This is a genomic window from Cystobacter fuscus DSM 2262, from assembly GCF_000335475.2.
Classification (GTDB): domain Bacteria; phylum Myxococcota; class Myxococcia; order Myxococcales; family Myxococcaceae; genus Cystobacter; species Cystobacter fuscus.
The window spans coordinates 46,019-70,570 of record NZ_ANAH02000016.1; the positions used below are offsets into that span (position 1 = coordinate 46,019).

Consider the following 24,552-nt stretch of genomic DNA (forward strand, 5'->3'; position numbering starts at 1 on the left):
GGGCGGACCCTACAGCATCTCCCCGGCTGGGGGCGCGGGGGTGAGGATCTCGCAGCCCTCGCGCGTCACCAACACGGTGTGCTCGAACTGGGCCGACAGGCTCCCGTCCTCCGTGAGCACCGTCCACCCGTCCGGCAGCACCCGGATCTCCGGGCGCCCCAGGTTCACCATGGGCTCGATGGTGATGACCATGCCCGAGCGCAGCGTGATGCCCGTGCCGCGCCTACCCACGTGCGACACATGGGGCGGCAGGTGCATCTGGTGGCCGATGCCGTGTCCGCCGAACTCGCGCACCACGCTGCAGCCCTCCTGGCGGGCGAGCTCCTCGATGGCGGCGCCGATGTCCCCGAGCCGGGCCCCGTGGCGCACCACCGCCACGCCCGCGTCGCGGCACCGGCGCGCCACGTCCACCACATGACGCGCCTCCGCGGACACCTCGCCGATGAGGAACGTGGCCGAGGTGTCTCCGTGGAAGCCCCCCAGGCACGTGGTGACGTCCACGTTGACGATGTCCCCGGGCGCGAGCCGCTCGTCCGGGCGGGGGATGCCGTGGCAGACGACGTGGTTGCGGCTGGTGCAGACCGCCGCCGGAAAGCCCTTGTAGCCGAGCTGGCTGGGGGTGCCGCCTCGCCTCGCCGTGTCCTCGCGCACCCAGGCGTCGATGTCCGCCGTCGAGATGCCCGGGGCGAGCCGGGCCGCGACATGCGCGAGCGTCCCGGCCGCGGCCCGTCCCGCGTGCCGCAGCCGCTCGATATCCATTCCCTTGAGCAGTGGAATTCCCATGGCGGGCAAGGTGGACCTGGGACGTCCGGGCGTCCAATGCTGTCTTGGCATTGGGACCGGAGTCCGGGAAGGCGCTAGACTCGGGGCCGTGAGCCTCACGCACCTCCAGTCCTTCGTCGCGGTGGCCGAAGAGGGCCACGTGGGCCGCGCCGCGCGCCGGCTGCACCTGTCCCAGCCCCCACTCAGCCGTCACATCCTGTCGCTCGAGGACGAGCTGGGAACGCCGCTCTTCGAGCGCACGCCGCGCGGCATGCGGCTGCTGCCCGCGGGCACGGCCTTCCTCGCCCACGCCCGCCGCATCCTCGCCGAGGTGGACGCCGCGGTGCTCACCGTGCGCAAGGCCGCGGTGGACGTGCCCGAAACGAACTGAAGGCCCCGCGCACGACGCGGTGCAGCGCGGCCGGGTGCCCGCCCCCCGGCATGCCGGCCCCCGGTGTTTCGGCGGAGAAGACCTTGGAAGTGTGGCCGCTCGGGCTTACTCTAGAAATAGAGTCCACCGGAGCGCACATGGCCGATTCCTCCCAACTCGATCTCTTCACCGGGGCGCCCAGCCCCACTCCCGCCAAGGGACGGCGGCGCGGGCAGGGCGAGCCCATGGGTCCCGCCGAGCAGCCCGACGACGTCCGGGCCCTGGGCGAGCGTCTTCCCCCGGCGCTCTACCTGGGCACTTCCTCGTGGACGTTTCCCGGGTGGAAGGGGCTCGTCTACGACCGGGAGGCCACGCCGGCGCGGCTGTCGCGCGAGGGGCTCGCCGCGTACGCCCAGCACCCCGTCCTGCGCACCGTGGGGGTGGACCGGACCTTCTACGCGCCCATCCCCGCCGCCACCTTCGCCGAGTACGCCGCCCAGGTGCCTCCGGGCTTCCGCTTCCTCGTGAAGGCCCACGAGGCCTGTACGCTCGCGCGCTGGCCGGTGCATGCGCGCTATGGCGACGTCCGAGGTCAGCCCAATGCCCGCTTCCTCGATGCCGCCTACGCGGCCGACCTCGTCGTGGGGCCGTGTGTCGAGGGCCTGGGGGAGAAGGCCGGTCCCATCGTCTTCCAGCTCCCGCCGCAAGACGTCCAGGAGTTCGGTGGCGTGGGCCCCTTCATGGAGCGGCTGCACACCTTCCTCGCCGCGCTCCCGCGGGGTCCGCTGTACGCCGTCGAGGTCCGCAACGAGGCCCTGATGACGGAGGCCCTGGGCCAACTGCTCGCCGACGCGGGGGCCTGTCCCGTGCTCGCCGTGTGGAAGAACCTGCCGCCCGTCGAGCGGCAGACCGTCCGCCTGCGCGCCTTGCAGGCACCCGCGCTCGTGGTGCGCTGGATGCTCCCGCCGAACCTGGACTACGAGGAGGCTCGCAAGCGCTACTTCCCCTTCGATCGGCTCGTGGACGAGGACTCGCGCACCCGCGAGGGCATCGCCCGCGTCGCCACCGCCGCGCTGAACCTGGGCCGGCCCGTCTTCGCCACCCTCAACAACAAGGCCGAGGGCAGTGCCCCCCTGTCCGCCATCCACCTGGCGCGCAGCGTCATCTCACGCACCGCGTCCAGTTCCGCCGTGACGCCGTGAGTCCCTCCGTGTGTGGAAGGGAGTAGGACAGTGTGTGCGACTGAAGGGGCGTGGAGCATGGCACGTGGCTTGCTGAGGGGGAGGGTATGAGATCGGTCCTTGTTGCGGCTTTGGTGGCACGCATGGCAGCGGCCGGTGGTGCGGGTCCCGGCGTCGAAGAGCAGGCGCAAATCGTGCCAGCGGGTGATACCTGGGAAGACGTGCGTAAACATTTCTCCGCCCTGCGCAACGAAGTCTCCACCTTGGAGGCCGAGTTCCAGGCGGCCCGGGAGCAGCGACGCCTGGACGCGGTGCGTCGCCATGAAGAGGCTGACCGCGTGCGTCGTGGCCAGTAGTGAGGGGGACGAGGACGCCGGGTTCGATCCCGAGGCGCCGGTGGCGCTGCCGTTGGATGGGAACCTGGATCTGCATCCGTTCCACCCCCGGGACGTGAAGGACGTCGTCACCGAGTATCTCTGGGCGTGCCGTGAAGCCGGGGTGCTCGACATCCGCATCATCCACGGCAAGGGCACGGGCGCGTTGAGGCGCACCGTCCAGTCACTTCTCCCCAAGCTTCCCGAAGTGGAGTCCTTCCGGTCCGCGACCGAGGCCGATGGCGGCTGGGGCGCGACCTGGGTGCGGCTCAAGCCCCGGGAGTCCTAGGCCCTAGTGCGTCTTGGGATGGTCCTCCGGAAGAAGTTTCAGGACCTGCCGGTAGAAATCTTCCCGCTCGTGGAGGGGATCCACCGCGTAGCAACCGCCCGGCGAGCCCTCGGGCCCCGGTGGCACCACGGCCATCACCCGAGCCTTGGGGCAGATGTCCATGCAGCTCACCTTGAGCACCTTCACCTCGTCGCCATGGCCTTCCGCTTCCAGCCGGCGCTCCAGCCACTTCCTCAAGTCCAGGTTCTTGTTGCCCGAGCACTTCTTGCACACGAGCACGAAGCCGGACTTCCAGGGCGGGCGCACGGGACGGGCGTCGGACATGAAGGCAGGGTAACGACCGGCCTTCGCTTTGGCTCGTACACGGCATGTGGCCCCCTCGGAAGGCAGGGGGCCGGGCGGCCTCAGGACAGCCAGAAGTAGGCGGAGGCGATGAGGGAGCGCTTCTCGGTGACCTTGGCCTTGTTGGCGAGGTCCGCGATCTGCCGATCCTTGGCCGCGTAGCGCTTCTCCTCCTCGTTGCGCAGCGAGGCGAGCTTCTTGCGGTACTCGCGCTCGAGCCGCTCCGCATGGGCGCGCACCTTCATGCGCTCGGCGGGCTCCTCCTGGGAGCACACGTGGCGGCGCGCCTCCTGCCAGGCCTCGCGCGCGCGCTCCACCGCCTCGCGCGACTCCAGCAGACAGTCCTCGGCGAAGCGGTCGGCGCGCTCGCGCGCCAGATCCAACTCCAGGGCATTGCGGCGCTCGGCGGCGCGCAGCACCTCGTCCTTGGCGGCCATGAGCGCCTGCTCCTGCATGAGCGTCACGGACACGGGGGGCGGCTGGCGGCGGCGCTCCTCCTTGCCCACCAGCTTCATGAAGTGCTCGCCGTCCTCGAGCGGCAGGGCGCGGAAGCTCTTGCCGTCGCGCTCGAGCACCAGCACCAGGTGGAGCATGCGCTCCTCGGCCTTGAGGCCCGTCGTCTCGCACTTGTAGACGAACCACCAGCCCTCGCTGCCCGCCAGGCGCGCGAGCCGCGCGGGCAGGCCGGCCGCGTTGAGCTGCAGGTAGTTGATGGCGTCGTGCGTCCTGTCGCGCACGGCGTAGGCGGCCTTGGCCACCTGGAGCCGGCCCGAGGCGTGGCTGCCCAGCACCGAGCCCGTCAGCGCGCGCGCGCCCTGCTGGCGCTTCTCCAGCGCCTCCTTCGTCTGCGCGCCCGCCATGCGCAGCCGCCGCCGCACGTCCCCGTCGAAGCGCTCCATCAGCACCGAGCGCGCTTCCGTCATGCGCTCGCTGATGCGGCCCTCCATGTCCGAGCGCAGCTTGTCGAACGCCGCGTTGATGTCGTCCGGGTGGCGGCAGGACTGGTAGATGTCGAGGATGCGCCGCTCGAAGTCCACGCCGCTCTCCAGCGCGCCGAGGATTTCATCCGATGCGCCGAACACGCCGTCGAAGAGGTTCAACTTCTTCTCGAGCAATTCGTACAGCCGCGCGTCCGCGGCGTTGCGCCGGTTGAGGAAGTTGATGACGAGCACGTCGCGCTGCTGGCCATAGCGGTGGCAGCGGCCGATGCGCTGCTCCACGCGCTGCGGGTTCCACGGCAAGTCGTAGTTCACCACCAGGTTGCAGAACTGGAGGTTGAGGCCCTCGGCGCCCGCCTCGGTGCAGATGAGGATCTGCGTCTTGTCGCGGAACTCGTTCACCAGCGCGCGGCGCTCCTCGGGGCCGCCGCCCGAGTCGCCCGAGAGCAGGGAGATCTTCCCCTCGTAGCCGTTCTGCGACAGCAGGGTGCACAGGTACTGCTGGGTGCGCTTGGACTCGGTGAAGATGAGCGCCTTCTCCGGCCAGCCCTGGCCCTTCATCACCTTGAAGGTGCGCTCCATCGCGCGCAGCAGCGCCTCGCCCTTGGCGTTGACCTTGATGGAGTCGGCGAGGTCCGCGTACTGCTTGAGCTCCCACATCTCGTTCTCGAGCGTGCGGATGCTCACGGGCTTGCTGGAGGAGTCCTCCATCCACTCCTCGCCCTCCTCGGCGAACTGCCTGGCTTCCTCGGGCTCGAAGAAGCCCAGGGCGCGCTGGCCCAGGCGTGCCGCCTCCAGGCGCTTGATGAGGTTCTCCGAGAGCCGGCGCAGGGTGGGGGCGATGGCGTAGGTGGAGGAGGCCAGGAGCTTGCGGTAGCAGAGCGTGAGCAACGTCTTCTTGCCCGGCTCGATGGCGGCCACCTCGGAGCGCCGCAGGTACTCGCTCACCTTCTCGTAGAGATCATGCTCCTCGGGCGAGGGCGCGAAGTCCTCCACGATGGAGCGGCGGTTGGTGTAGCGCACGTACTCGCGCACCTGGCGGCGCAGCGTGCGCTGCACCACGGGAGCGAGCCGCTCCTTGAGCTCGGTGGCGACGTCGCCGGGCAGTCCGCCCGTCTCGCCCTCCAGCCGGTAGCGGCTGCGGAAGGCGTGCTCGGGGCCGAGGATCTGCTCGTCCAGGAGCGTGACGAGGCCGAACAGCTCCATCAAGTCGTTCTGCAGGGGCGTGGCGGTGAGCAGCAGCTTGGGGCGGCCCTGGAGGGCGGCGCGCAGGGCCTGGCCCGTCTTGTGTCCGGCCTTGTAGGCGTTGCGCAGCCGGTGGGCCTCGTCGATGACGACCACGTCCCAGGGGATCTCCGCCACGAGCGAGGCCTTGTTGGCGGCGAACGGGTGCGAGCAGATGACGGGGAAGGGCTGATCGAAGCAGTTGCCCGTGGCGCGCACGGTGCGCCCGTCCACCATGACGGACTCGAGGTCGAACTTCTCGCGCAGCTCGCTGTTCCACTGCGCGCGCAGCACGGCCGGGGCGAGGATGAGGATGCGCGTCTTGCCCTCGGCCATGAGCTGGGCGAGCACCATGCCGGCCTCGATCGTCTTGCCGAGGCCCACCTCGTCCGCGAGCATGCAGCCGCCGCGCGAGAGCGAGTCCAGGGCGAAGCACGCGGCCTCGAGCTGGTGCGGGTTCAAGTCCACGCGCGCCTCGGCCAGCGCCCCGGCGAGCCGTTCGCGCGAGTCCGAGCTCTTGATGGTGAGCTCCTCCGCGAGCAACCGCTCGTGGAAGGGCGTCAACGCCTGCGCCTGCCCGGCTTCCGTGGAGAGCGCCTCCTCCGAAGCCATCACCGCCGCCGCATCCGCCACCACCCGCAACTCCCTGAATTCCCTCGCCTCCGCCAAGCGCCTGTCTCCGTCCGTGTCGTGCGTCGCTACACAGGCGTGTAGCACGATTGGGCGGCCATTTTGGGGAGCGAAACGCATCTGTAAAGGGGGTCTTCGCGGGGGCCCAGAATTCGGCCCCGGCGGGCTTGGCACGGTTTTTTTTCGGGAGTGTCGGGTGGAAGGGACGCGCGGCGCGAGAATCCGCTTGACGGCGGGTACGGGCCGGGCCCCTTTTCCTCGAGGCTCATCGGGATTTCGGAGCAGACGTTCCGCCCGCATGGGCCACGGGCTCCACCGCGAGGGCTGCCAGCGCTCGAGCTGTTGTCACGCTCGCGGCGCACCGCGACGGGCGGGTGGATTGTTCCTCTCACCGAGACACCTCTCGATCTCGAAAGCTCCAAAGACAGTAGGCCCCGGATGCTCATTCACGCCCGGGAGTCCAGTTCCACTTCCGGGCATTCTGACCCATCGGGTCTGGACAGCGGTCCTACATCGCGAGTAGGAGGAGTCGCTCTTGGGAGGCATGGACATGAGCGACACGCCAGAGTGGAAGGGACGTCGTCTGGGCTCGTATCAGTTGGGTGAGCGGTTCCCGGATATCCCAGAGGACGAAGGGCGCCTCTATGCGGCGCACCATGTCGACACGGGGGAGCCCGCGCTGATCCTGATGCCGGGCTCCGGCGACGACTGGCGCACGTCCATCCCTTGGTGTGCGGAGACCACGAGGCTCACCGACCCGGACGCCCTGGTTCTTCACCCCAAGCGCGCGGAGGGGGCGAAGCCGCCGAGGTTCCACGCGCTGACCCTGGGCTTCATCCGCCTCGCGGGCTCCCTGGCGCAACTCGATGAGCGGGCGGATGTGCGGGCCCACTTCATGCGTGAGCCACGGCCCATCCGTTCACGGCACCGGGTCACGCGCTGGGGACTCGCGGGCGTGGCTCTGGCGATGGGACTCGCCTTCCTGCTCTGGCCGCGCACGTCCGCGCCTCCGGAGATGCGCGCCTCACCCGACGACGCTCCCGTCCTCGTGAATCGACCGGGCCTTTCTTTTCCAGCCATCGCCTATCCGATGCCGGAGAAACCCTTGAAGGAGCAGGCCAGGCCCCCCTGCATGCCCGAAACGGAAGTGGAGATCAGGGGAGGCTGCTGGATGCGCCATCACCGTGATGCCCCCTGCCCACCGGGAACGGCTGAGTACCAAGGTGGGTGCTACGTGGCGGTCAAGAAGCCGGACCCTAAGCCCACCTCCATCCAGCCCTGAGCGCACGTTCCTGGCGGGCGGTTGTCGGCTATACGGAACACAGGACAACGCTGGAGACAGGCCATGCTGAATGGAAGCGTCATCGGGCTCGCGGAAGCACTGGAGCAGATCACGGAGTACTGGACGCCGCGCATCATCGGGCGAGTCAATGACCAGTACATCAAGGTCGCCAAGCTGAAGGGTGAGCTGGTCTGGCACGACCACGCCGACGAAGACGAGATGTTTTTCGTCATCTACGGCAAGCTGACGATCCAGTTCGAGGATCGCGACGTGCACCTCTCGCCCGGCCAGTTCTGTGTGGTGCCGAAGAAGACCAGGCACAATCCCGTAGCCACCGAAGAATGCGGCATCATGCTGATCGAGACCGTCACCACCCAGCACACGGGCGACCTGATCGTGCCGCAAACCGTTCCGCTGGAAAAGCAGATGGGCTCATAGGACGGATATCGTGGAGGGCGTGAACCCCTTGTGAGGACATGCCAGTCCATTCGACGCCGTGGTGGGTATCAACTCCCTTGTACTACCCACACATCGCGGAGGCTACCCGGTGAGCATCCAGGACGCCTTGATCAGCGCCTCACGATTCGCCGCATCTCGGTGGCAAGCAGCTCGACTCGAGGGCAGAGAGGAAGAAGAGCGGCTCTGGCGCCAAGTGAACGAATACAGGGCATTCCTAGGCGAAACAGGTCAGGTCTACCTGTTTGAAGACTACCTCAGGGAGATTGCTCCCACGCCACGCCCTCACGTGAGCCCCGCCCTCGAAGCGAGCAAGGATGCGACCTCGTATGCGGTCATGAGGCTTCTCCTGAAGGCTTTCGACGAGACGCCTGAGCCTGAACAGAAGCAGTCCGCAGTTGTCTTCATCAACTTGGTCAACTTCATCGCCGACACCAAACAGCTCACGGCGGTCGAGGACTACGTCAACAATCGCCTCGAGTATGCTCCACTCGCCATCGCTCATTTCACGACACGAGACGATGCGGAGGCATGGCTGAAGGGGCTCGCGGAGCCACTCAGCCCGGCACGCATACTCATTGGCGATGAATATTATCTGGCCTGGTATTCTCGTGAAGACAACGCTCGCGGCATGTACCGCGACTACATCATCGAGCCGTACATCGAAGAACTCGCCGCGAGAGGAATACCTCCCGCGACGCCCGCATTCGAAACCCGTGCGGAAGCAGGGATGTGGCTGAAGAACCACCCCGCTGCTCCCTTTGACTTCGTGTCCATCGCCGGGGAGCACTACCTCGCGGTGCACCACAAGCGGCTGATGCGCCACACGCTTCACCCCGTGGCCTCCACTTTGACGGAGTGGGAAGAGACGAAGCGGGCCGCCGAGCGTGAGCGGGCCCGAGATGCGGCGGCGGAGACCGAAGGAGGGGGAGAGTAGCGGCACATGGACCTGGAGCTCTTGAGTTGGAAGGCAGGTCACCTTCTGGGCGCTTCACCCAGGAGCGAGGGCATGGCTCGGCCTGGGGAGAGGTGAAGCTCAGACCTCCTCGTCTGGCAAGAGCGTGCGCAGCAGTTCATCGTCGGGACCGAGTGGCCGCCAGCCGGGCGGTGGCGGCGTGGCGAGGAGCGCTGCGACAACCCGCTCGGAGCGCTCCTGATGGGCTTCGGGGGTATAGCCGATCCAGCGGCCGAGTGCCTTGCCGACGGCGAAACGGGCCTGGTCGTCCATGACGGACGGCCAGCCATCGGGGAGACTCTCGGACAGCAGTCGAACGAGCACATCTCGCTCGAAGCGCGTCACCTGTTTGCGCTGCTCGGCCTCGGCGAGCAACCCACTCAATACCTGCACCGCGTTGACGTCGTCCTGACCGAGTTCTTCCGCCAGCGCCACCAGAGGGATGGTCGGGCGCGCTTCGGCAAAGGCAGTGAGCGAAGTGTATCCGCGCTCGCGGACCCGCTCATGTAGACGTACCTTCCAGTTCCCCTGCCAGGAACGATCTTCGTTCAATGGTCCCCTCCAGGGGGTGAAGTTCATCGGGACTTTGTACTCCGTCATATTCGCCGCGACGATGTTCAGGATCTCGCTGCGCGTCAACCTCCGGCCGGTCGCCATCTCCGCTCCGCGCAGCACGCGCATGATCATCCGGTTCCATTCGCCAGCCCACATTCGACCCAGGCGCCAGTCGCCGCCGCCATGAATCGCTTCATGGCTTGCCTGCTCCATCTCGACGCAGAATCGGTCGATGCTCATTTCGCCAGTGAAGCCGCGCTGCTCGAACCACTCGCGGAACTCTCGCGGCAGAACGTGGTGCCGCGGAGGCTCGTTCATTCCAGCCCCCGCTCTATCCGTCACGCGCATGCCGCGCACCTCGGGACCGTCCCCAGTGCGTCACGATTCCAGAGACAGTAGGTGCGCGATCCGTTGGATGCCCGGGAGTCCAGTTCCACGTCCGGGCATCATGACCCCTTGGGTGTGGACAGCGGTCCGACATCGCGGGTAGGAAGAGTCGCTCATGGGAGGTATGGAATGAGCGATACGCCAGAGTGGAAGGGACGTCGTCTGGGTGCATATCAGCTGGGTGAGCGGTTCCCGGATATCCCAGAGGACGAAGGGCACCTCTATGCGGCGCACCATGTCGATACGGGAGAGCCCGCGCTGGTCCTGATGCCAGGCTCCGGCGACGACTGGCGCACGTCCGTCCCCTGGTGTGCGGAGACCACGAGGCTCACTGACCCGGACGCCCTGGTTCTTCACCCCAAGCGCGCCGACGGGGCGAAGCCGCCGAGGTTCCACGAACTGACCCTGGGCTTCATCCGCCTCGCGGCCTCCCTGGCGCAACTCGATGAGCGGGCGGATGTGCGGACCCACTTCATGCGTGGGCCACGGCCCATCCGTCCACGGCACCAGGCGACGCGCTGGGGACTCGCGGGCGTGGCCCTGGCGGTGGGCCTCGCCTTCCTGCTCTGGCCGCGCACGTCCACGCCTCCGGAGATGCGCGACCCACCCGACGATACTCCCGTCCTCGTGAATCGACCGGGCTTTTCTTCACCGACCATTGCTTATCCGATGCCGGAGAAACCCTTGAAGGAGCAGGCCACGCCGCCCTGCACGCCCAAAACGGAAGTGGAACTTCGAGGTGGTTGCTGGGTGCGCCATCGAAGTGACGCTCCCTGTCCTCCAGGAACGGCTGAGTACCAGGGCGGGTGCTACGTGGCTGTCAAGAAGCCGGACCCGGAGCCACGCTCTATTCAGCCCTGATCGGCTTGCTCCGAACCTCTGTGGTGCTCGATTCGAGCACCGGCGCGGCATGCAGTCCTTTGACTCCCAAGAATCACCCTCCTCTTGTGCGCCGGACAGCGTCTCATAGTCAGGTCTTAATTTCACCTATGCTCACCACGGTTCGGGTGAGTATACTCTCTGCTTATGTCGACGAAGTGAAGGCCTCAAGACATTGAAATTCAAGCGTCTCAGATCTCTTTCTGAAAATTGCCACTGACCTCCAGGTAGAAAATGAGCGAGTCCAAAATGGGTAACCACCAGCTAAAAGCATTCGAAATCTGTGGATTGCACGGAGATCGCGATGTTCGCCTTGAAACAAACAGTCCAGTCAAAATACTTGTCGATAAAAATGGCTCAGGGAAGACAACAGTCCTAAGCACGTTGTTTCATATGTTGACCGGAAGGCTCAATCGCCTGAGACGTCTGAATTTTTCAGAAATCAGTATCGAGTTCGATACAGGGGAGAAAATAAAAATAGAAAGCAGTCTGTTTGGCCGCCCGCCGCAAGATTTGATGGAGGACAGAGATCAGCGAACCAATCGATATCAAATGCTGGCAATACAGATTTTTGATTTTTTGGGAGAGCGTGATTTTGAGTCGCTTGTTAATTTATTACGCCGATACCCGGAAGGTGCCGCTGCGCGAAATTCAAAAATCATGCGCGCGAGTGCCCTACTTGGAGCCAGTCCCAAGGAAATTATGGTGTCTATTGAGTCTTTTGGAAGAGAAATCTTAAGGCAAAACACAGCAAGGCACACAGTTTCTCCGCTCCAGGAATTGCATAATATCTACCCGTATCCGGTGTTGTATTTCCCCACGTATCGCAGGATTGAGGAGGATTTGCATACGCTTGGTTACTCAGAGCCAGATCTGCCTCGCGATGAGCAGTTGATTCAATTCGGGATGAGCGACGTTCAGCAACGACTTGAAAAGATAACAACACAAATTCGCGATTCCTCGATTGAATGGTATTCAAAAATAAATGGGCGCATTCTTACTGAATTGATTGACGGCATACAGGTCACAGAGGAAATGAGAAGCAGTCTGCAGGATGCCGAGGCGCTGCGCATTGTATTGGATCGTGTCGGCGAAAACATAGATGAACAGCACAAAAAGCATATCCTTGAATTGATACGGACGGGACGAATACAAGGGGATCAGTACTCACCTCTTGTGTACTTTCTCTCTAACCTTGGAAAAGTCTACGAGCAGCAGAGAGACAAGGATAATATGATTAAAGACTTTGTTCGAGTTGCGAATAGCTACCTTGATGACAAGGAGGTTGTTTACAATGAGAGCAAGCTTCAAATAAATATCATACACAAGAAGACGGGGCGTCGCGTTGATGTTGAACGATTGTCTTCCGGCGAAAAGCAGATTGTTTCTATTTTCTCGCGTCTTTATTTGTCGCCTCATCGAGAGTATGTTATATTGTTTGATGAGCCGGAGTTGTCGCTTTCAATCGAGTGGCAGAAACGCCTTCTCGAAGACATCGTGGCCTCACATCGGTGCAAGTTGCTGATCGCCGCTACGCACTCGCCCTTTATCTTTGAAAATAGTCTTGATCAGTACGCCGGCGAATTAACGGTAACCGCAAGCGAGATCACCGAAAACGCAAAGGTCGATCCAGAAGAGTCGACCTCCAGTATAGAGGATGGTGATGAGTGATGAGCCGCGCTGATGAGTTGAGGTTCGCTCGCAGCAGTTATGCTGTGGCGTGGCGAAACTTCCTTAAAGGAGTTTCATCCGACCCTGAAGCTTTGTTTTGTTTTTTTGAGGGTGAAGATCTTAAATATTACGCAGTACGAATTGAGTTGGTGGCAAGGCCCTCGAAGTACCGTCAGCTTATTGTTGGAGGGCGGGCTGGAGTAATTCAGATTCTTAATTTGGTACTCAGTGTAGACGGGGGGCGTTATGCGAATTCCCATCTTGTGTTTTTTGTTGATAAGGACTTTGTTGCTCCATCTCTCGTGAATGATCTGATCTATGTTACTCCTTGCTATTCTATAGAAAATCTATACGCAACCAGAACGGCGCTTGAACGTATTCTTGCTAGTGAGTTTGGGTTGTCGCATGGAGAGCCATCTTTTGAGTCCGCTCTTAGATTTTTTCAACTGTCTCTTGAGAACTTTAATGCCGCAACCAGAGTGCTTAATGGGTGGTTGCGGCAGCAACGAATAAAGGAGGATGAGGCGGAGAGAATCAAGGAGACGATTGCTTCATTGAATTTACGAGATGTTCGAGTCTGGGAGTTTGTGGAACAACAGTTACCAAAGTTCATGCCTAAATACTCCATTGCCTCGCTAGATAAAAGGTTTGGGCGAACCTCTAGTCCTTCTGATGTGTCGGAAATGGATTCTTGGATCGCCGACGAGGCAAATGTCCCCGGAGTTGTGCATAGGGGGAAATTTCAGATGGAATTTTTACATGTTGTTCTTACCTTTTTGATAGACGACGCAAACAGCAAAAGCCCCGGGGTGTTTCTTACAACACGTCGAGTCGCACTGACTGTCCAGAAGGGCAATATCCTTTCGCAGTTGGCTCAGTACGCGGATACTCCAGCGTGTCTGGTGAATTTTCTTGAGAGAGTTCATCGAAAGATGATGTCGGGCACAAAAGCTGAGCCCTAGGGCTGGAATTACCGCAGGGGGTTTAAACGGCTTGCTCAGGGCGAGAAACACAGCAAACTGCGCCTTGAACGAGCTGTCAGGTTCCCGGACCGGCGCGCGACGCGGATGAGGCCGAGACCTCTTGACCGGCCAGACTCCAGTCCTGGAGCACTCGGCGCTACAGCAGTCCCCGTGCCTTCACGTGGAGATAGGTATTGACGGCGGCGGCGCCAAAGCCTTTCGCGGACGCGCGCACGACGAGCGCTCCCGCGTCGCGCAGGGTGAGCGCGGTGCGCTGGTAGTCCTCCTCCAGGCGCGCGGCGGCCTGGCGCGCGTAGGCATCCGGCACCGAGTCGGGCACGGCGGTGGCGGCCTTCTGTAAATCCTCGTCCAGCAGCGAGGCCACCACGGGCAGGTGCCGGGGGCGCAGGGCCAGCGTGCGCGAGAGCAGCGTGCCCGAGGCGTCCGGATCCACCAGGTCCGTGAACAGCACCACCAGCGAGCGGCGCGAGGAGCGCGCGAAGGCGAAGTCATAGGCGCGCCCGTAGTCGCTCTCCTCGAGGGCGGCCTCGGCGCGGTAGAGCGACTCGGTGATGAGGCGCAGGTGCTCGTGGCCCTTGCGGGGAGGAAGGCTCGCGTGCACGTCGCTGGCGAAGGCGAGCACGCCCACCAGGTCCCCCGCGTCCAGGCTCACCTTGGCCAGACGCAGCGCCGCGTCCACCGCATGGTCGAGCTTGCGGCGGCCCTCCACGCGGCCCGCCATGTGGCGCCCGCAGTCGAGCATCAGCAGGACGGGCTGGTTGCGCTCGGGCTGGTACACGCGCACGGTGGTGCGGCCCCGCCGCGCCGTCGCCTTCCAGTCCACCGAGCGGTAGTCGTCACCCGGGCGGTACTCGCGCAGGGACTCGAATTCACGGCCCTCGGCGGAGCGGCGCAGGAGGCGTTCGGCGGGCGCGTCCGAGGCGAGGGTGAGCGCGAGCGCCTCGCGCGACAGGGCGGTGAGGTCCGGGTACACCTTCACGCTCTGGGCCGCGAACACGCGCACCTGCCGCGCGCACAGGCCCAGTGGCCCCAACAGACGCAGGTGCATGTCCCCCAGGCGCAGGTCTCCGCGCGTGAGGGGCGTGAGTGAGTAGGAGAGGGTGACGGAGGGCGCCTCGGGGGTGAGGGCGAAGGGCTGCTCGTGCCCGCGCACGTCCACTCCGGAGGGCACCTCGTCGCGCACCCGTCCGCGTAGGGCCCGCGCGCCGCGCGACTCCACCACCAGGCGCACCGTCTGGGCGACGCCCGAGGAGAGCACGGGCTCCACCTCGCGCCGCACCGTCACGTCCGAGGCGCGTGGCGCGGCGAGAAAGTCCCCCACGCACAGCGCGAGCACCACCCCGTCCAGCGCGAGCGCGAGCCAGAGGAAGACATCCCCCGCCACGGCGAGCGCCGCGGGCACCAGGGCGAGTGAGACGAGGGCCACGGCGAGTCCCGTGGGGACGGGCCGGCCGGCGCTCACCGGGGTACCTGGACGCGCTCCAGCGTGTGGCGGAGCACGTCATCCGCGGTGAGGCCCTCCACCTCCGCCTCCGCCTTGAGCAGCAGGCGGTGGTTGAGGACGCTCGGGCACACGGCCTTCACCTCGTCCGGGGTGACGAAGTCGCGGCCGTGCAGGGCCGCGCGGGCCTTGGCCGCCGCGAGCAGCGCCTGTGCCGAGCGCGGCGAGGCCCCCAGGCGCACGCGCGGGTTGGCGCGCGTCTCGCGGATGAGGCGCACCGTGTAGTCGAGGATGGAGTCGTCACAGGCCACGGCCGCCGCGCGCGCCTGCAACTCCAGCAGCGTGGGCGCGTCCAGCACCCGCTCCACCTGGGGCGGGCGGCCCTGGCGCTGGTGGAAGGCGCGCACCATGTCCAGCTCCGCCTCGGGCGACGGGTAGCCCACGCGCACCCGCATCAGGAAGCGATCGAGCTGGGCCTCGGGCAGGGGATAGGTGCCCTCGAGCTCCAGCGGGTTCTGCGTAGCCACCACGAAGAAGTGCGCGGGGAGCGCGTGCGCGGTGCCCTCGAGGGTGACCTGACGCTCCTCCATGGCCTCCAGGAGCGCGGACTGCGTCTTGGGCGGGGTGCGGTTGATCTCATCGGCCACCAGCACCTCGGTGAAGATGGGGCCCTTGACGAGCTGGAAGGCGCCCTCCTGGGGCCGGAAGACGTGGGTGCCGAGGATGTCGCTCGGCATCAGGTCCGGGGTGAACTGGACGCGGGTGAAGCCCAGGCCGAGCGCCGAGGCCATGCTGCGCGCGGTGAGCGTCTTGGCCACGCCGGGCACGCCCTCGAGCAGCACGTGGCCCCGCGCGAGGAACGCGGTGACGAGGTCGGCCACGACGTGGGGCTGGCCGAGCACCGTCCCGCTCAGGGCCCGCAGCAGCCGATCGAGGGAAGAGGCGGTGCTGGCCGGCGAGGGGGACGGCGTCATGACCCCGGCTTCTCCTTGATGCCGAGCAGCGTGCCGGCCAGACAGCCCAGCGAGCCCAGCAGGGCGAGGACCGAGCCGAAGCTGGGGGTGGAGTTGTAGATGATCTCCCTGCCCACGGCCGAGGGCACCTCGGTGTTGTCGGTGGAGAGCTTCATGAAGATGAGGCACCAGAGGACGCAGGCGATGGACAGGCCGAGCTGCGCCATCCAGGGCACGAGCACGTTGAGGCGCGGCATGATGCGGCGCACGCGCACGGCGAGGACGCCCACGATGCCGAGCGCGCCCAGGATGGCGATGATGCCCAGGCTCATGAGCCCGAGGATGTCGCCGTCCTCGGCCGTCTCCTTCCAGGGGGTGAAGGCCGAGAGGACCACGGCGACGGCGCTGAAGAAGACGATCTTGTCGGAGCGGCCCAGGTCGCCGAGGAAGTCCTTGAGGTCCGCGGCGAGCTCCTCGGGCGCCATGATCTGCCCGGTGGTGTTGACGGAGGAGGGCGCGGGCCGGGGAGGGACGTAGTCGACGTCGGAGGGATCCAGCTCGGTGTTCGTCTCGCGGCGGGGGGGCACGGCGGGACGCGAGCCCGTGGCGCTCCCGGGACGCACGGCCGGGATGGGGCGTCCGTTCGAGGCGCGGGGTGGGGCGCTGCGAACGATGTCCTCCATGGAGCGGATGTTGGTGACGTCATCGCTCGGGGGCTCGGCGGGACGCGAGCCCGTGGTCGGGGACACGGCGGGACGCGAGCCCGTGGGCGTGGGAACGGCGGGACGCGAGCCCGTGCCGGCGGCGCTCTTGGGGCGCACACCCGAGGCGGTGGTGACCCGCATGCCCGCGGACGAGACCCGCACGCCCGAGGACGTGGTGACCTTCGTGGGGGCCCCGCGCGTGCCGGAGTTGGTGCTGACGGGCCGGGGCGGAGGCGGAATGGCCGAGAGCGACCCGGTCATCTCCTCTTCTCCCTCCTCCACGAGACTTCTCCGGGGAGCATCCGACGAGATGAACGAGGCATCGATGATGTAGTCGCACGAAGGGCAGATGGCGGTGCCATCCGCGACCTTGATGCCGCAGCCAGGGCATTTCAGGACCGGTACTCCTTGAGACTGGAAAGCGCCCTGCATCTTCTGGCGCCCGGGAGCCCCAAGTCAAACGGCAAGCGAGCGCTAACCCCTGGATTTTCGCGGGGAATTGGCCTACGCGAGCGCGCCATGAACTCTCTGTATGCCTCGCTCGCCGCCTGGCTGTTGGCGGGGGCCGTGCTCTCGGGTTGTGTCCACTCCTCCCCGTCCCCCACCGAGGAGGAGTCCCTCGCGGAGATCGCCCGGTGGGAGGATCGCCGTTCGCTGGCGGATGGACGGCTGGTGGAGCGGGCGGTGCGGGGCAGCACGCCGGTCCGGATCCGGGCATTCCTCGCGCTCGCCCGCCTGCAGGCCCCCTCGACACTGGACGCGGTGGAGGTGGGACTGAAGGACGGCGAGCCCTCCGTGAAGCAGGCGGCCGCCTTCGCCGCCGGGGTGCTCGCGCTGTCGTGGGAGCCCCTCACCCCGGAGGAGAAGTCCCGGCTGGCCCGGGCGCTGCTCGCCAGCGAGTACCGGACGCGTCAGGAGGCAGGCGGGGATGACCGCGCATTGGAGGTGGACTCGGGCGCGTACCTCACGCTGATCGACTCCCTGGGCAAGCTCGGCACGCCGGATGCGGTGGCGCGTCTGGTGGAGCGGCTATCGCTCGGGCCCGTCCTCGCGGGTCGCGCGGCCCTGGCGCTCGGGGTGGCGGGGCGCCGGGGCGCGTCGCTGGCGGAGGTTCCGCTCGCTTGGGTGGAGGGGTTGCTCCAGGCGGGCCAGCCCGAGGCCACCCGGTATGGAGGGGCCTATCTACTGGCGAACCTGAAGCGCTCCGACGCCTTGGGCCCGCTGCGCGCCTGCCTGGGCGACGGGGCGCCGGATGTCCGGGCCGTGTGCGCGAAGGGCCTGGGCGACGTGGGCGCTTCGGAGGACGCGGCGGTGGTGGGGACACTGCTCGCGGACGAGGTGCCGCGTGTGGCGGCCGAGGCGGCGCGGACGCTCGCGAAGCTGGCCGCGCGGTGCTCGGGAGACTGCACGGCGTTGGATGCGCTGGCGGGTCTCGCACCGGGGGCGGGACGCGTGGCCCGAGGGGACTCCGCCGCGGGCCATGCGTGGCTCGCGCTCGCGCAACAGGGCCTTCCCGAGGCGGGGCGCCGGGTGCTGGTGTCCCTGCGGCGCGCGCTCCAGGAGGCGGCGCCTGGGGTGGTGTCCGAGGGCGCGGCTGGGGATTTGATGAACCTGGACTGCCGTCTGGCGGCGGCGATGGATCGGCAGCACGGGCGGCTCGACGAGGTGCTGCGCTGTGGGGGCGGCCGGGTGGCGGAGGCCTCGCGGTTGGCGCTGGGGCTGCGCGAGGTGGCGCAGTCCGGCGCGGCGCCGGGCGCGGGCGAGGCGGTGCGCTACCTGAAGCACGCGGAGGCGCGCGTGAGGCTGGCGGCGCTCGCGGCGGTGGCGGCGCGGCCCGTGCCCGAGGCGGCCGGGCCCGTGCGCGAGCTCCTGGCGGGGGAGGACGCGGTGGTGGCGGCCTCGGCGGCGGGCACGGCCGCGGAGTTGAAGGACATGCAGGCACTGCCTGGGGTGCGAGCGCTGGCCGAGCGCGTGCCGCGGGAGCCGGACCTGGCCGAGCCGGTGGCGGCGGGACTCGTGGCGCTCGCGGGGCGGGACGCGGAGGAGGTGTTGCGCGGGTGGCTGGGACATCCGCATGCGAACGTGCGCCGCGTGGCCGCCGAGGCGCTCACCCGCCTCACGGGACAACCGGTGCGGGCGCCCTTCGTGGAAGTCTCGGAGGAGGCGCACCGTCCCGAGCCCGCGCCGGCGGGAACCTCTCTCATCTTCCGCACCCACAAGGGGGACATCACCGTGGCGCTGGATGCGGAGGCGCCGTTGACGTCGGGCAACCTCGTGGCGCTCGCGCGCCAGGGCTATTTCCGGGGCCTCGCCTTCCACCGCGTGGTGCCGGACTTCGTGGCCCAGGGGGGAGATCCGCGGGGAGACGGGGAGGGGGGACCGGGCTACTCCATCCGATGCGAGATCACCCACCGGCGCTATGCGCGGGGGGTCATCGGCATGGCGCTGTCGGGGAAGGACACGGGAGGCAGCCAGTTCTTCTTCACGCACTCGCCGCAGCCGCACCTGGACGGCCGCTACACGGCGTTCGGAGAGGTGACGCGCGGCCTGGAGGTGGTGGACCAGTTGCTGGAGGGCGACACCCTGATCGACGTGGAGGTGTCGCCCTGATGCAGTGAGGCAGGCGGGGCGGGCGTCTCAGCTCGCCACGCGGTTGGGGACCTTGCCCGGCGTGAAGCCGGCCCAGAGCGCGTTCTCCGCGTTCTCCATGTCCTCGACCTTCTTGCGGATGCGCTGCCACTCGGCGTCCTGGATGCGCAGGAAGGCCTCGGCGATCTCGGGATCGAACTGCGTGCCCGAGCAGCGCCGGATCTCATCGCGCGCCACGGACAGTGGCCGGCCCTTGCGGTAGGGACGATCCGAGGTGATGGCGTCCACCGTGTCGGCGATGGCGAAGATGCGCGCGCCGACGACGATGTCCCGGGCCTTGAGCCCCTGCGGGTAGCCCTTGCCGTCCCAGCGCTCCTGGTGGTGCAGCACGATGAGCGAGGCGTCGTGCAGGTAGGGCATCTTCGCGAGGATCTTGTAGCCGTACTCGGGGTGCTTGCGCATCTCCACCCACTCCTCGGGCGAGAGCGGGCCGGGCTTGAGCAGGATGGTGTCGCTCACGCCGATCTTCCCGATGTCGTGCAGGAGCGCGCCCTGCTCCACCACCTCGAGCTGGGTGGGCGTCAGGCCGATCTCCTCGCCGATGCGGCGCGAGTAGAGCGACACGCGGCGCGAGTGCCACTGGGTCTCGGTGTCGCGGTAGTCGAGCGCGCTGATGAGCCCATCGAGCAGGCCGTTGGTGCGCTCGACCACCATGCGCTCCAGGTCCCGGTTGATGGCCGTGAGCTCCGCGTTCTTTTCCGCCACCTCGCGCGTGAGCCGCTCATTGGATTCCACCAGCCGGTAGTGCTCGATGGCCTGGCGCACCGCGCTGGTCAGCTCGCTGAGCGACCACGGCTTGCCCAGCAGGCGGAACACCTCGCCGCGGTTGACCGCCTCGGAAGCGGTGCGGAAGTCCGCCGCCGCCGTGAGCATCAGGCGCACCGCGCGCGGATTCTTCTCACGCAACGTGCGCAAGAGTTCCACGCCGTTGAGCAGCGGCATCATGAAGTCCGTCAGCACCACCTGGAATCCCTGCTCCTTGGCGGCCTGGGCGGGATCCGTGTGGGTGACGACCTCGTAGCCCTCCGACTGGAGGATCCGCGACAGCGCGGCCAGAATGAGCGGATCGTCATCCACTACGAGGATGCGGTCCATGAATACAGCCTCCCAACCCTGAAGAACGGATGTTGAAGAACCGGGCCGTTATACACGGCTTCCCACCCAAAGGTCACACCCTCGGGTCTGCTCCACCGTGCACCTGCCTGCCCGACGAGCCCTCGTGAGATCCCGGGGTTTTCGGAAAATGAGCACCCCCTCGCCTCACGAGCCGCTTGCCTGTCCGGCGGGGGGTGGTCTATGGTGCGCCGCAGTGCTGCACTGTGTTGTAACTCCTTGAAATTTGGAGAGTTCTCCGATGCCTAGAGCCTCCGCAGGGCCGGTCCCGGTGGTGGTCATGGGGTTGGGAGTCATCGGGCAGGAGATCGTCAGGGCGGCCCTGCTTTCACCCGAGGTCGAGCTGCTCGGCGCGATGGACGCCAACCCTCAACTGGTGGGGCGACCCTTGTCGGACGTGGTGGGGGTCGCGGGACTGAAGGGCAAGGTCGCGGGCAGCCTGGAGGCGGCCGTGGGACGGCGCAAGGGCGTCGTGCTGCTGCATGCCACGGGCTCGCGCCTGGAAGGCGTCATGGATCAGCTGCTGCAGGCGATCCAGCTCGGCCTGTCCGTGGTCTCCACCTGCGAGGAGCTGGCCTTTCCCTTCCTCAAGTACCCGGAGCTCGCGCAGAAGCTGGAGCAGGCCGCGCAGCGCGCGGGGGTGGCGGTGCTCGGCACCGGCGTCAACCCCGGCTTCGTGATGGATCGCCTGGTGGCCACGGCGGGTCAGGCGTGCGGTCCGGTGCGCCATGCCACGGTGACGCGGGTGGTGGACGCGCGCCACCGCCGCGAGGCCCTGCAGCGCAAGGTGGGCGCGGGCCTGAGCGAGGAGGAGTTCTTCGCCCTGGTGGACCGCGAGCAGCTCGGCCACGTGGGCCTGGTGGAGAGCGCGGCCCTGTGCGCGCTGGGGCTGGGCATGGACTGCGACGACTTCGAGGAGGAGATCGTCCCCGTGTTCGCCGAGGAGGACATCACCGGAGGCGCCTTCCCGGTGAAGAAGGGCCGTGTGGCGGGTATCTTCCAGTCCGCGGTGGGGCTGGAAGAGGGGCAGGAGCGGGTGCGGTTGGAGTTGACGATCGCGGTGGGCGCGGACGAGCCGGGCGATCGCATCGAGATTGAAGCGGAGCCGAAGCTGGTTCTGGAAATCCGTGGGGGGGTGCCCGGCGACCGGGCCACCGCACACATGCTGGTGAATGCCGCCCCGCGGGTGACGGCCGCCGAGGCTGGCCTTCTGACCGTGCTCGAGCTGCCGGCCGGTCGTTAAAGGGAGAGGGACATGCTGGACAAGAATGCGATTGGCCGGGCTTCCCCGCCATTCCTGAACGAGGTGGAGAAGGGCGCCATCCGGCGCTTCGCCGAGTCCCTCGGTGACTACAACCCCATCTACTACGACGAGGAGTACGCGCGCGCCTCGGGCTACCCCACCGTGGTGGCGCCGCCCACGTTCCCCGCGTCCTTCAGTTCCGCGGCGGACCTGCGCGAGCTTTTGGGCGTGGGCATCAAGAGCCTGCTGCACGCCGAGCAGTCCTTCGAGTACGAGCGGCCCATCTTCGCCGGCGATCGCATCTTCGTCGCCACGCGCGTGGCCGAGGTGCTCGAGCGCACGGGGCCCGCGGGCAAGATGGACGTCGCCGTCATCGAGGACGAGGGCCGCGACGAGGAGGGCAACCTGGTGTTCCGTGCCCGCCGCACCCTCATCGTCCGCGCCGCCAAGGAGAATTCGTGATGCCCGCGCGCAAGCTCTACTTCGAAGGCATTCGCGTGGGTGACGAACTGCCCGCGCTCGCCAAGGCCCCCATCGATCGCGTGCAGCTGTCGCGCTACGCCGGCGCCTCGGGGGACTTCAACCCCGTGCACGTGGACGAGGTGTACGCCAAGAGCGTGGGCATGCCGTCCGTCTACGCCCCCGGCATGCTCGTCATGGGCATGCTCGGCCAGCTCATCAGCGACTGGGCCCGCGGCGGCCAGCTGCGGCGCTACCACGTGCGCTTCATCAAGATGGTGTGGCCGGGCGACACCGTGGTCTGCAAGGGCCGGGTGAGTGACCGCTATGGCGAGGGCGGCCGCTACTTCGTCGAGGTGGAGCTGTGGGCGGAGAACCAGCGCGGTGAGCTGGTGATGAAGGGCCACTCCAGCATCCAGCTCTTCTATTCCCTCGAGGACGAGAACCGGCAGCGCTCGGGCCAGTCTCCCATCGTCGTGGACGTGCCGCGCGAGAGCCTCCTGCAGAACTCCGGCACCGCCGCCCCCGAGGGCACCGAGGAGGAGGGGGCGAGCCTGTCAGGCAAGAAGACGACGGGCTCCAAGCCCGCCGCCAAGACGGCCACCGCTCCGGACGCCTCCAAGAAGACCAAGAAATAGGGTCTTTCCCGCCTGTCGGCCGCCCCGCGGGATGGTGGGCAATGTCCCACCCAACGCGAGGCGTCATTCCGGGTTGACTCTAGAATCAATCGACGTAACCTTCCCCTCATCCCACTTGGGGCCACGCGCCTTTTTCCGGCCGTGAGCCTCCCTCTTCGGGGTTAGGGGAAGCGCCATGTCCGCCGGCATCAACACGTACAAGATCGACCTTCGGGAACTCTACTTCACGCTGTTCGAGCAGTTCGGCTTCGGCCAGGTCGCCGGACAAGCGCCGTTTGACGCCTGGGGTCCGGATGAGGCCAAGGCGGTGCTCGAGCAGACGTACCGCTTCGCCAAGGACGTGCTCGGACCCCTGAACGCCTCGGGCGATCGGGAGGGCTGCCGGGTGGAGAACGGCTCGGTCATCACGCCCAAGGGCTTCAAGGACGCGTGGAAGGGCGTCTACGAGCAGGGCTTCAAGTCCATCTCCGCGAGCCCCGATCACGGCGGCCAGGGCGGCCCGATGATGCTCTCGGTGCTCGTCGAGGAGATCCTCTCGGGCGCCAACTCGGCCTTCAACATGTACCCGGGCCTGGCCTACGGCGCCGCGGAGCTCGTGGCCGAGTGCGGCACGCCCGAGCAGAAGAAGCTGTACGTGGAGCGCATGCTCAACGGCACCTGGGGCGGCACCATGTGCCTGACCGAGCCCCAGGCGGGCTCGGACGTGGGCGCGGCCAAGTCCACGGCGCGCAAGAACGCGGACGGCACCTACAGCATCCGCGGCACGAAGATCTTCATCTCCGGCGGCGACCATGACCTCGCCGAGAACGTCATCCACCTGGTGCTCGCGCGCATCGAGGGCGCGGTGCCCGGCACCAAGGGCCTCTCGCTCTTCATCGTGCCGAAGATCCGCGTGAAGCCGGACGGCTCGCTCCAGGGCCCCAACGACGTCACCCTGGGCTCCATCGAGCACAAGATGGGCATCCGCGCCTCGGCCACGTGTGTGCTCAACTTCGGCGAGAACGACGGCTGTGTGGGCGAGCTCGTGGGCGGCATCGAGAACGTCGGCATGAGCCAGATGTTCAAGATGATGAACGGCGCGCGCATCGCGGTGGGCATCCAGGGCCTGGCGCTGGCGAGCACGGCCTACTTCAACGCGCTCGAGTACGCGAAGGATCGCAAGCAGGGCGCCCCGGCGCACAAGTGGAAGGATCCGGCGGCGCCCCGCGCGGCCATCATCGAGCACGCCGACGTGCGGCGCATGCTGCTGGAGATGAAGGCGCACGTGGAGGGCATCCGCGCGCTCATCGTCAAGCTGGCCATGCACACGGACAAGGCGCACCAGCTGGCGGGCAAGGACGACACCCAGGCGGCCTACCACCGCGGCCAGGTGGAACTGCTCACCCCGCTGGTGAAGTCCTACGCCTCGGATCAGTCCTTCCGGCTGTGCGCCCAGGCCATCCAGGTGTTCGGCGGCGCGGGCTACTGCCAGGACTACCCGGTGGAGCAGTACACGCGTGACTCGAAGATCTTCTCCATCTACGAGGGCACCAACCACATCCAGGCCATGGATCTGGTGGGCCGCAAGATGGGCCAGGCCGGCGGCGCGCACTTCCAGCAGTTCATGTCGGACGTGGGCGCCTTCATCGAGGCCCAGCGCGACCACAAGATCTACGGCGACGCCGTCAAGCAGCTCGCCGCCGCGCAGGAGGGCCTGATGGCCAGCGCCATGGCGATCCTCGGCTGGTCGCAGGAGCCGGCGAAGATGACGCTCATCCCGCTGTCGGCCAACCGCTTCCTCAACATGATGTCGGAAGTGGCCGTGGGCTGGCTGCTCCTGGACGCGGCCCTCATCGCCGAGCGCGCGGGCGAGAAGGCCTCGGGCGACGAGAAGGCCTTCTACGAGGGCAAGAAGTGGAGCGCGCTGTGGTACGCGCGCAACGTGCTGCCCAACGTGGAGCAGGCCGCGCGCATGATGGCCACCGAGGACACCTCCTCGGTGGACATCTCCACGCAGGCGTTCGGCTCCATCTGAGCCCGCGCCCACGGGCGTGACGTCCGCCGCCCCCGTTCCTCCTCCTTCCGGGAAGAGGGC

General features: G+C 66.8%; 24 protein-coding genes and 1 pseudogene. 16 read left to right on the forward strand and 9 right to left on the reverse strand.

The features are described 5' to 3' along the window. Window positions 1-9: 9 nt before the first annotated feature. Window positions 10-783, reverse strand: coding sequence for a type I methionyl aminopeptidase (gene map / locus D187_RS27160; protein WP_002632465.1), 774 nt, complete (start codon window positions 781-783; stop codon window positions 10-12). An 88-nt stretch (window positions 784-871) separates the two neighbouring features. Here map and D187_RS27165 point away from each other — a divergent pair, with 88 nt between their 5' ends. From D187_RS27165 to D187_RS27180, 4 genes are all read left to right on the forward strand, one after another. Continuing rightward, the gene (locus D187_RS27165) at window positions 872-1,153 is read left to right on the forward strand and encodes a LysR family transcriptional regulator (protein ID WP_043431683.1); all 282 of its coding nucleotides are present in this window, start codon (window positions 872-874) and stop codon (window positions 1,151-1,153) included. A gap of 137 nt (window positions 1,154-1,290) precedes the next feature. Further along, window positions 1,291-2,334: a DUF72 domain-containing protein gene (locus D187_RS27170; protein WP_002632463.1), complete on the forward strand. Its 1,044-nt coding sequence runs from the start codon at window positions 1,291-1,293 to the stop codon at window positions 2,332-2,334. An 86-nt stretch (window positions 2,335-2,420) separates the two neighbouring features. Next, the gene (locus D187_RS27175) at window positions 2,421-2,669 is read left to right on the forward strand and encodes a hypothetical protein (RefSeq protein WP_043431701.1); all 249 of its coding nucleotides are present in this window, start codon (window positions 2,421-2,423) and stop codon (window positions 2,667-2,669) included. Continuing rightward, window positions 2,635-2,976, forward strand: coding sequence for a Smr/MutS family protein (locus D187_RS27180; RefSeq protein WP_002632461.1), 342 nt, complete (start codon window positions 2,635-2,637; stop codon window positions 2,974-2,976). The genes D187_RS27175 and D187_RS27180 overlap by 35 nt, the downstream gene beginning before the upstream one ends. A gap of 3 nt (window positions 2,977-2,979) precedes the next feature. On the opposite strand, the gene D187_RS27185 is transcribed toward D187_RS27180, so the two are convergent. Both D187_RS27185 and D187_RS27190 read right to left on the reverse strand, forming a co-directional pair. Beyond that, window positions 2,980-3,300 carry a (2Fe-2S) ferredoxin domain-containing protein gene (locus D187_RS27185; RefSeq protein WP_051256562.1) on the reverse strand — a complete coding sequence of 107 codons (321 nt, stop codon included), beginning with the start codon at window positions 3,298-3,300 and terminating at the stop codon, window positions 2,980-2,982. 80 nt (window positions 3,301-3,380) lie between these two features. Beyond that, window positions 3,381-6,092: an SNF2-related protein gene (locus D187_RS27190; protein ID WP_211241577.1), complete on the reverse strand. Its 2,712-nt coding sequence runs from the start codon at window positions 6,090-6,092 to the stop codon at window positions 3,381-3,383. 207 nt (window positions 6,093-6,299) lie between these two features. Here D187_RS27190 and D187_RS58185 point away from each other — a divergent pair, with 207 nt between their 5' ends. From D187_RS58185 to D187_RS57185, 4 genes are all read left to right on the forward strand, one after another. After that, the gene (locus D187_RS58185; protein ID WP_076606238.1) at window positions 6,300-6,716 is read left to right on the forward strand and encodes a DUF5953 family protein; all 417 of its coding nucleotides are present in this window, start codon (window positions 6,300-6,302) and stop codon (window positions 6,714-6,716) included. Beyond that, window positions 6,661-7,392, forward strand: a complete 732-nt coding sequence (locus tag D187_RS50435; RefSeq protein ID WP_076606239.1) for a hypothetical protein — start codon at window positions 6,661-6,663, stop codon at window positions 7,390-7,392. The genes D187_RS58185 and D187_RS50435 overlap by 56 nt, the downstream gene beginning before the upstream one ends. Window positions 7,393-7,455: 63 nt before the next feature. Beyond that, entirely contained in the window at window positions 7,456-7,830 is a 375-nt protein-coding gene (locus tag D187_RS27200) for a cupin domain-containing protein (protein ID WP_002632457.1), read from the forward strand. A gap of 109 nt (window positions 7,831-7,939) precedes the next feature. Next, complete coding sequence (locus D187_RS57185; RefSeq protein ID WP_211241576.1) at window positions 7,940-8,785, forward strand: hypothetical protein; 846 nt, start codon at window positions 7,940-7,942, stop codon at window positions 8,783-8,785. A 99-nt stretch (window positions 8,786-8,884) separates the two neighbouring features. Here the strand turns inward: D187_RS57185 and D187_RS27210 are convergent, their stop codons facing one another. Further along, window positions 8,885-9,382 carry an NUDIX hydrolase gene (locus D187_RS27210; RefSeq protein ID WP_438356967.1) on the reverse strand — a complete coding sequence of 166 codons (498 nt, stop codon included), beginning with the start codon at window positions 9,380-9,382 and terminating at the stop codon, window positions 8,885-8,887. After that, window positions 9,362-9,730 (reverse strand): annotated as a pseudogene (locus D187_RS54135) (DUF2380 domain-containing protein); the annotation flags it as partial. The gene D187_RS27210 and the pseudogene D187_RS54135, both read right to left, overlap by 21 nt. Window positions 9,731-9,874: 144 nt before the next feature. Here D187_RS54135 and D187_RS50440 point away from each other — a divergent pair. The 3 genes from D187_RS50440 (at window position 9,875) to D187_RS52725 (ending at window position 13,257) form a co-directional block, all read left to right on the forward strand. Continuing rightward, window positions 9,875-10,606 (forward strand): hypothetical protein, encoded by a 732-nt coding sequence (locus tag D187_RS50440; protein ID WP_051256564.1) that lies wholly within the window; start codon window positions 9,875-9,877, stop codon window positions 10,604-10,606. A gap of 252 nt (window positions 10,607-10,858) precedes the next feature. Continuing rightward, the gene (locus D187_RS54140; protein WP_081713885.1) at window positions 10,859-12,295 is read left to right on the forward strand and encodes an AAA family ATPase; all 1,437 of its coding nucleotides are present in this window, start codon (window positions 10,859-10,861) and stop codon (window positions 12,293-12,295) included. Beyond that, entirely contained in the window at window positions 12,295-13,257 is a 963-nt protein-coding gene (locus D187_RS52725) for a DUF4435 domain-containing protein (protein WP_081713886.1), read from the forward strand. The genes D187_RS54140 and D187_RS52725 overlap by 1 nt, the downstream gene beginning before the upstream one ends. A 157-nt stretch (window positions 13,258-13,414) precedes the next feature. Here D187_RS52725 and D187_RS27220 read toward each other — a convergent pair whose 3' ends face one another. Genes D187_RS27220 through D187_RS27230 form a run of 3 tightly spaced genes read right to left on the reverse strand, consistent with a single transcriptional unit; the run spans window position 13,415 to window position 16,808 of the window. After that, complete coding sequence (locus D187_RS27220) at window positions 13,415-14,740, reverse strand: DUF58 domain-containing protein (RefSeq protein ID WP_002632453.1); 1,326 nt, start codon at window positions 14,738-14,740, stop codon at window positions 13,415-13,417. Further along, complete coding sequence (locus D187_RS27225) at window positions 14,737-15,693, reverse strand: AAA family ATPase (RefSeq protein ID WP_002632452.1); 957 nt, start codon at window positions 15,691-15,693, stop codon at window positions 14,737-14,739. The genes D187_RS27220 and D187_RS27225 overlap by 4 nt, the downstream gene beginning before the upstream one ends. After that, window positions 15,690-16,808 (reverse strand): zinc ribbon domain-containing protein, encoded by a 1,119-nt coding sequence (locus tag D187_RS27230; RefSeq protein WP_002632451.1) that lies wholly within the window; start codon window positions 16,806-16,808, stop codon window positions 15,690-15,692. The genes D187_RS27225 and D187_RS27230 overlap by 4 nt, the downstream gene beginning before the upstream one ends. Before the next feature lie 87 nt (window positions 16,809-16,895). On the opposite strand from D187_RS27230, the gene D187_RS52730 reads away from it, so the two are divergent. Beyond that, window positions 16,896-18,986 (forward strand): peptidylprolyl isomerase, encoded by a 2,091-nt coding sequence (locus D187_RS52730; RefSeq protein WP_020918314.1) that lies wholly within the window; start codon window positions 16,896-16,898, stop codon window positions 18,984-18,986. Between the two features lie 27 nt (window positions 18,987-19,013). Here D187_RS52730 and D187_RS27240 read toward each other — a convergent pair whose 3' ends face one another. Further along, window positions 19,014-20,120 (reverse strand): HD domain-containing phosphohydrolase, encoded by a 1,107-nt coding sequence (locus D187_RS27240; protein ID WP_002624314.1) that lies wholly within the window; start codon window positions 20,118-20,120, stop codon window positions 19,014-19,016. Window positions 20,121-20,379: 259 nt separating this feature from the next. Here D187_RS27240 and D187_RS27245 point away from each other — a divergent pair, with 259 nt between their 5' ends. The 4 genes from D187_RS27245 to D187_RS27260 all read left to right on the forward strand — a co-directional run bounded on the left by D187_RS27245 (window position 20,380) and on the right by D187_RS27260 (window position 24,492). Then, entirely contained in the window at window positions 20,380-21,381 is a 1,002-nt protein-coding gene (locus D187_RS27245; protein ID WP_043431685.1) for an NAD(P)H-dependent amine dehydrogenase family protein, read from the forward strand. A 12-nt stretch (window positions 21,382-21,393) separates the two neighbouring features. Continuing rightward, complete coding sequence (locus D187_RS27250; RefSeq protein WP_002624318.1) at window positions 21,394-21,843, forward strand: MaoC family dehydratase N-terminal domain-containing protein; 450 nt, start codon at window positions 21,394-21,396, stop codon at window positions 21,841-21,843. Beyond that, on the forward strand, window positions 21,843-22,478 hold the full coding sequence (locus D187_RS27255; protein ID WP_002624321.1) for a MaoC family dehydratase: 636 nt from the start codon (window positions 21,843-21,845) through the stop codon (window positions 22,476-22,478). Before D187_RS27250 ends, D187_RS27255 begins: the two co-directional genes overlap by 1 nt. A gap of 175 nt (window positions 22,479-22,653) precedes the next feature. After that, a complete protein-coding gene (locus tag D187_RS27260) occupies window positions 22,654-24,492 on the forward strand; it encodes an acyl-CoA dehydrogenase (protein WP_002624323.1) in 1,839 nt (612 codons plus the stop codon). Window positions 24,493-24,552: the final 60 nt, after the last annotated feature.

Bases quoted from the DNA above. Each gene is read 5' to 3' on its own strand.
- map (WP_002632465.1), bottom strand. From the start codon at position 783: ATGGGAATTCCACTGCTCAAGGGAATGGATATCGAGCGGCTGCGGCAC.
- D187_RS27170 (WP_002632463.1), top strand. From the start codon at position 1,291: ATGGCCGATTCCTCCCAACTCGATCTCTTCACCGGGGCGCCCAGCCCC.
- D187_RS27175 (WP_043431701.1), top strand. From the start codon at position 2,421: ATGAGATCGGTCCTTGTTGCGGCTTTGGTGGCACGCATGGCAGCGGCC.
- D187_RS27180 (WP_002632461.1), top strand. From the start codon at position 2,635: ATGAAGAGGCTGACCGCGTGCGTCGTGGCCAGTAGTGAGGGGGACGAG.
- D187_RS27185 (WP_051256562.1), bottom strand. From the start codon at position 3,300: ATGTCCGACGCCCGTCCCGTGCGCCCGCCCTGGAAGTCCGGCTTCGTG.
- D187_RS27190 (WP_211241577.1), bottom strand. From the start codon at position 6,092: ATGGCTTCGGAGGAGGCGCTCTCCACGGAAGCCGGGCAGGCGCAGGCG.
- D187_RS50435 (WP_076606239.1), top strand. From the start codon at position 6,661: ATGAGCGACACGCCAGAGTGGAAGGGACGTCGTCTGGGCTCGTATCAG.
- D187_RS27200 (WP_002632457.1), top strand. From the start codon at position 7,456: ATGCTGAATGGAAGCGTCATCGGGCTCGCGGAAGCACTGGAGCAGATC.
- D187_RS27210 (WP_438356967.1), bottom strand. From the start codon at position 9,382: ATGAACTTCACCCCCTGGAGGGGACCATTGAACGAAGATCGTTCCTGG.
- D187_RS50440 (WP_051256564.1), top strand. From the start codon at position 9,875: ATGAGCGATACGCCAGAGTGGAAGGGACGTCGTCTGGGTGCATATCAG.
- D187_RS54140 (WP_081713885.1), top strand. From the start codon at position 10,859: ATGAGCGAGTCCAAAATGGGTAACCACCAGCTAAAAGCATTCGAAATC.
- D187_RS52725 (WP_081713886.1), top strand. From the start codon at position 12,295: ATGAGCCGCGCTGATGAGTTGAGGTTCGCTCGCAGCAGTTATGCTGTG.
- D187_RS27225 (WP_002632452.1), bottom strand. From the start codon at position 15,693: ATGACGCCGTCCCCCTCGCCGGCCAGCACCGCCTCTTCCCTCGATCGG.
- D187_RS27230 (WP_002632451.1), bottom strand. From the start codon at position 16,808: ATGCAGGGCGCTTTCCAGTCTCAAGGAGTACCGGTCCTGAAATGCCCT.
- D187_RS52730 (WP_020918314.1), top strand. From the start codon at position 16,896: ATGAACTCTCTGTATGCCTCGCTCGCCGCCTGGCTGTTGGCGGGGGCC.
- D187_RS27240 (WP_002624314.1), bottom strand. From the start codon at position 20,120: ATGGACCGCATCCTCGTAGTGGATGACGATCCGCTCATTCTGGCCGCG.
- D187_RS27245 (WP_043431685.1), top strand. From the start codon at position 20,380: ATGCCTAGAGCCTCCGCAGGGCCGGTCCCGGTGGTGGTCATGGGGTTG.
- D187_RS27250 (WP_002624318.1), top strand. From the start codon at position 21,394: ATGCTGGACAAGAATGCGATTGGCCGGGCTTCCCCGCCATTCCTGAAC.
- D187_RS27255 (WP_002624321.1), top strand. From the start codon at position 21,843: ATGCCCGCGCGCAAGCTCTACTTCGAAGGCATTCGCGTGGGTGACGAA.
- D187_RS27260 (WP_002624323.1), top strand. From the start codon at position 22,654: ATGTCCGCCGGCATCAACACGTACAAGATCGACCTTCGGGAACTCTAC.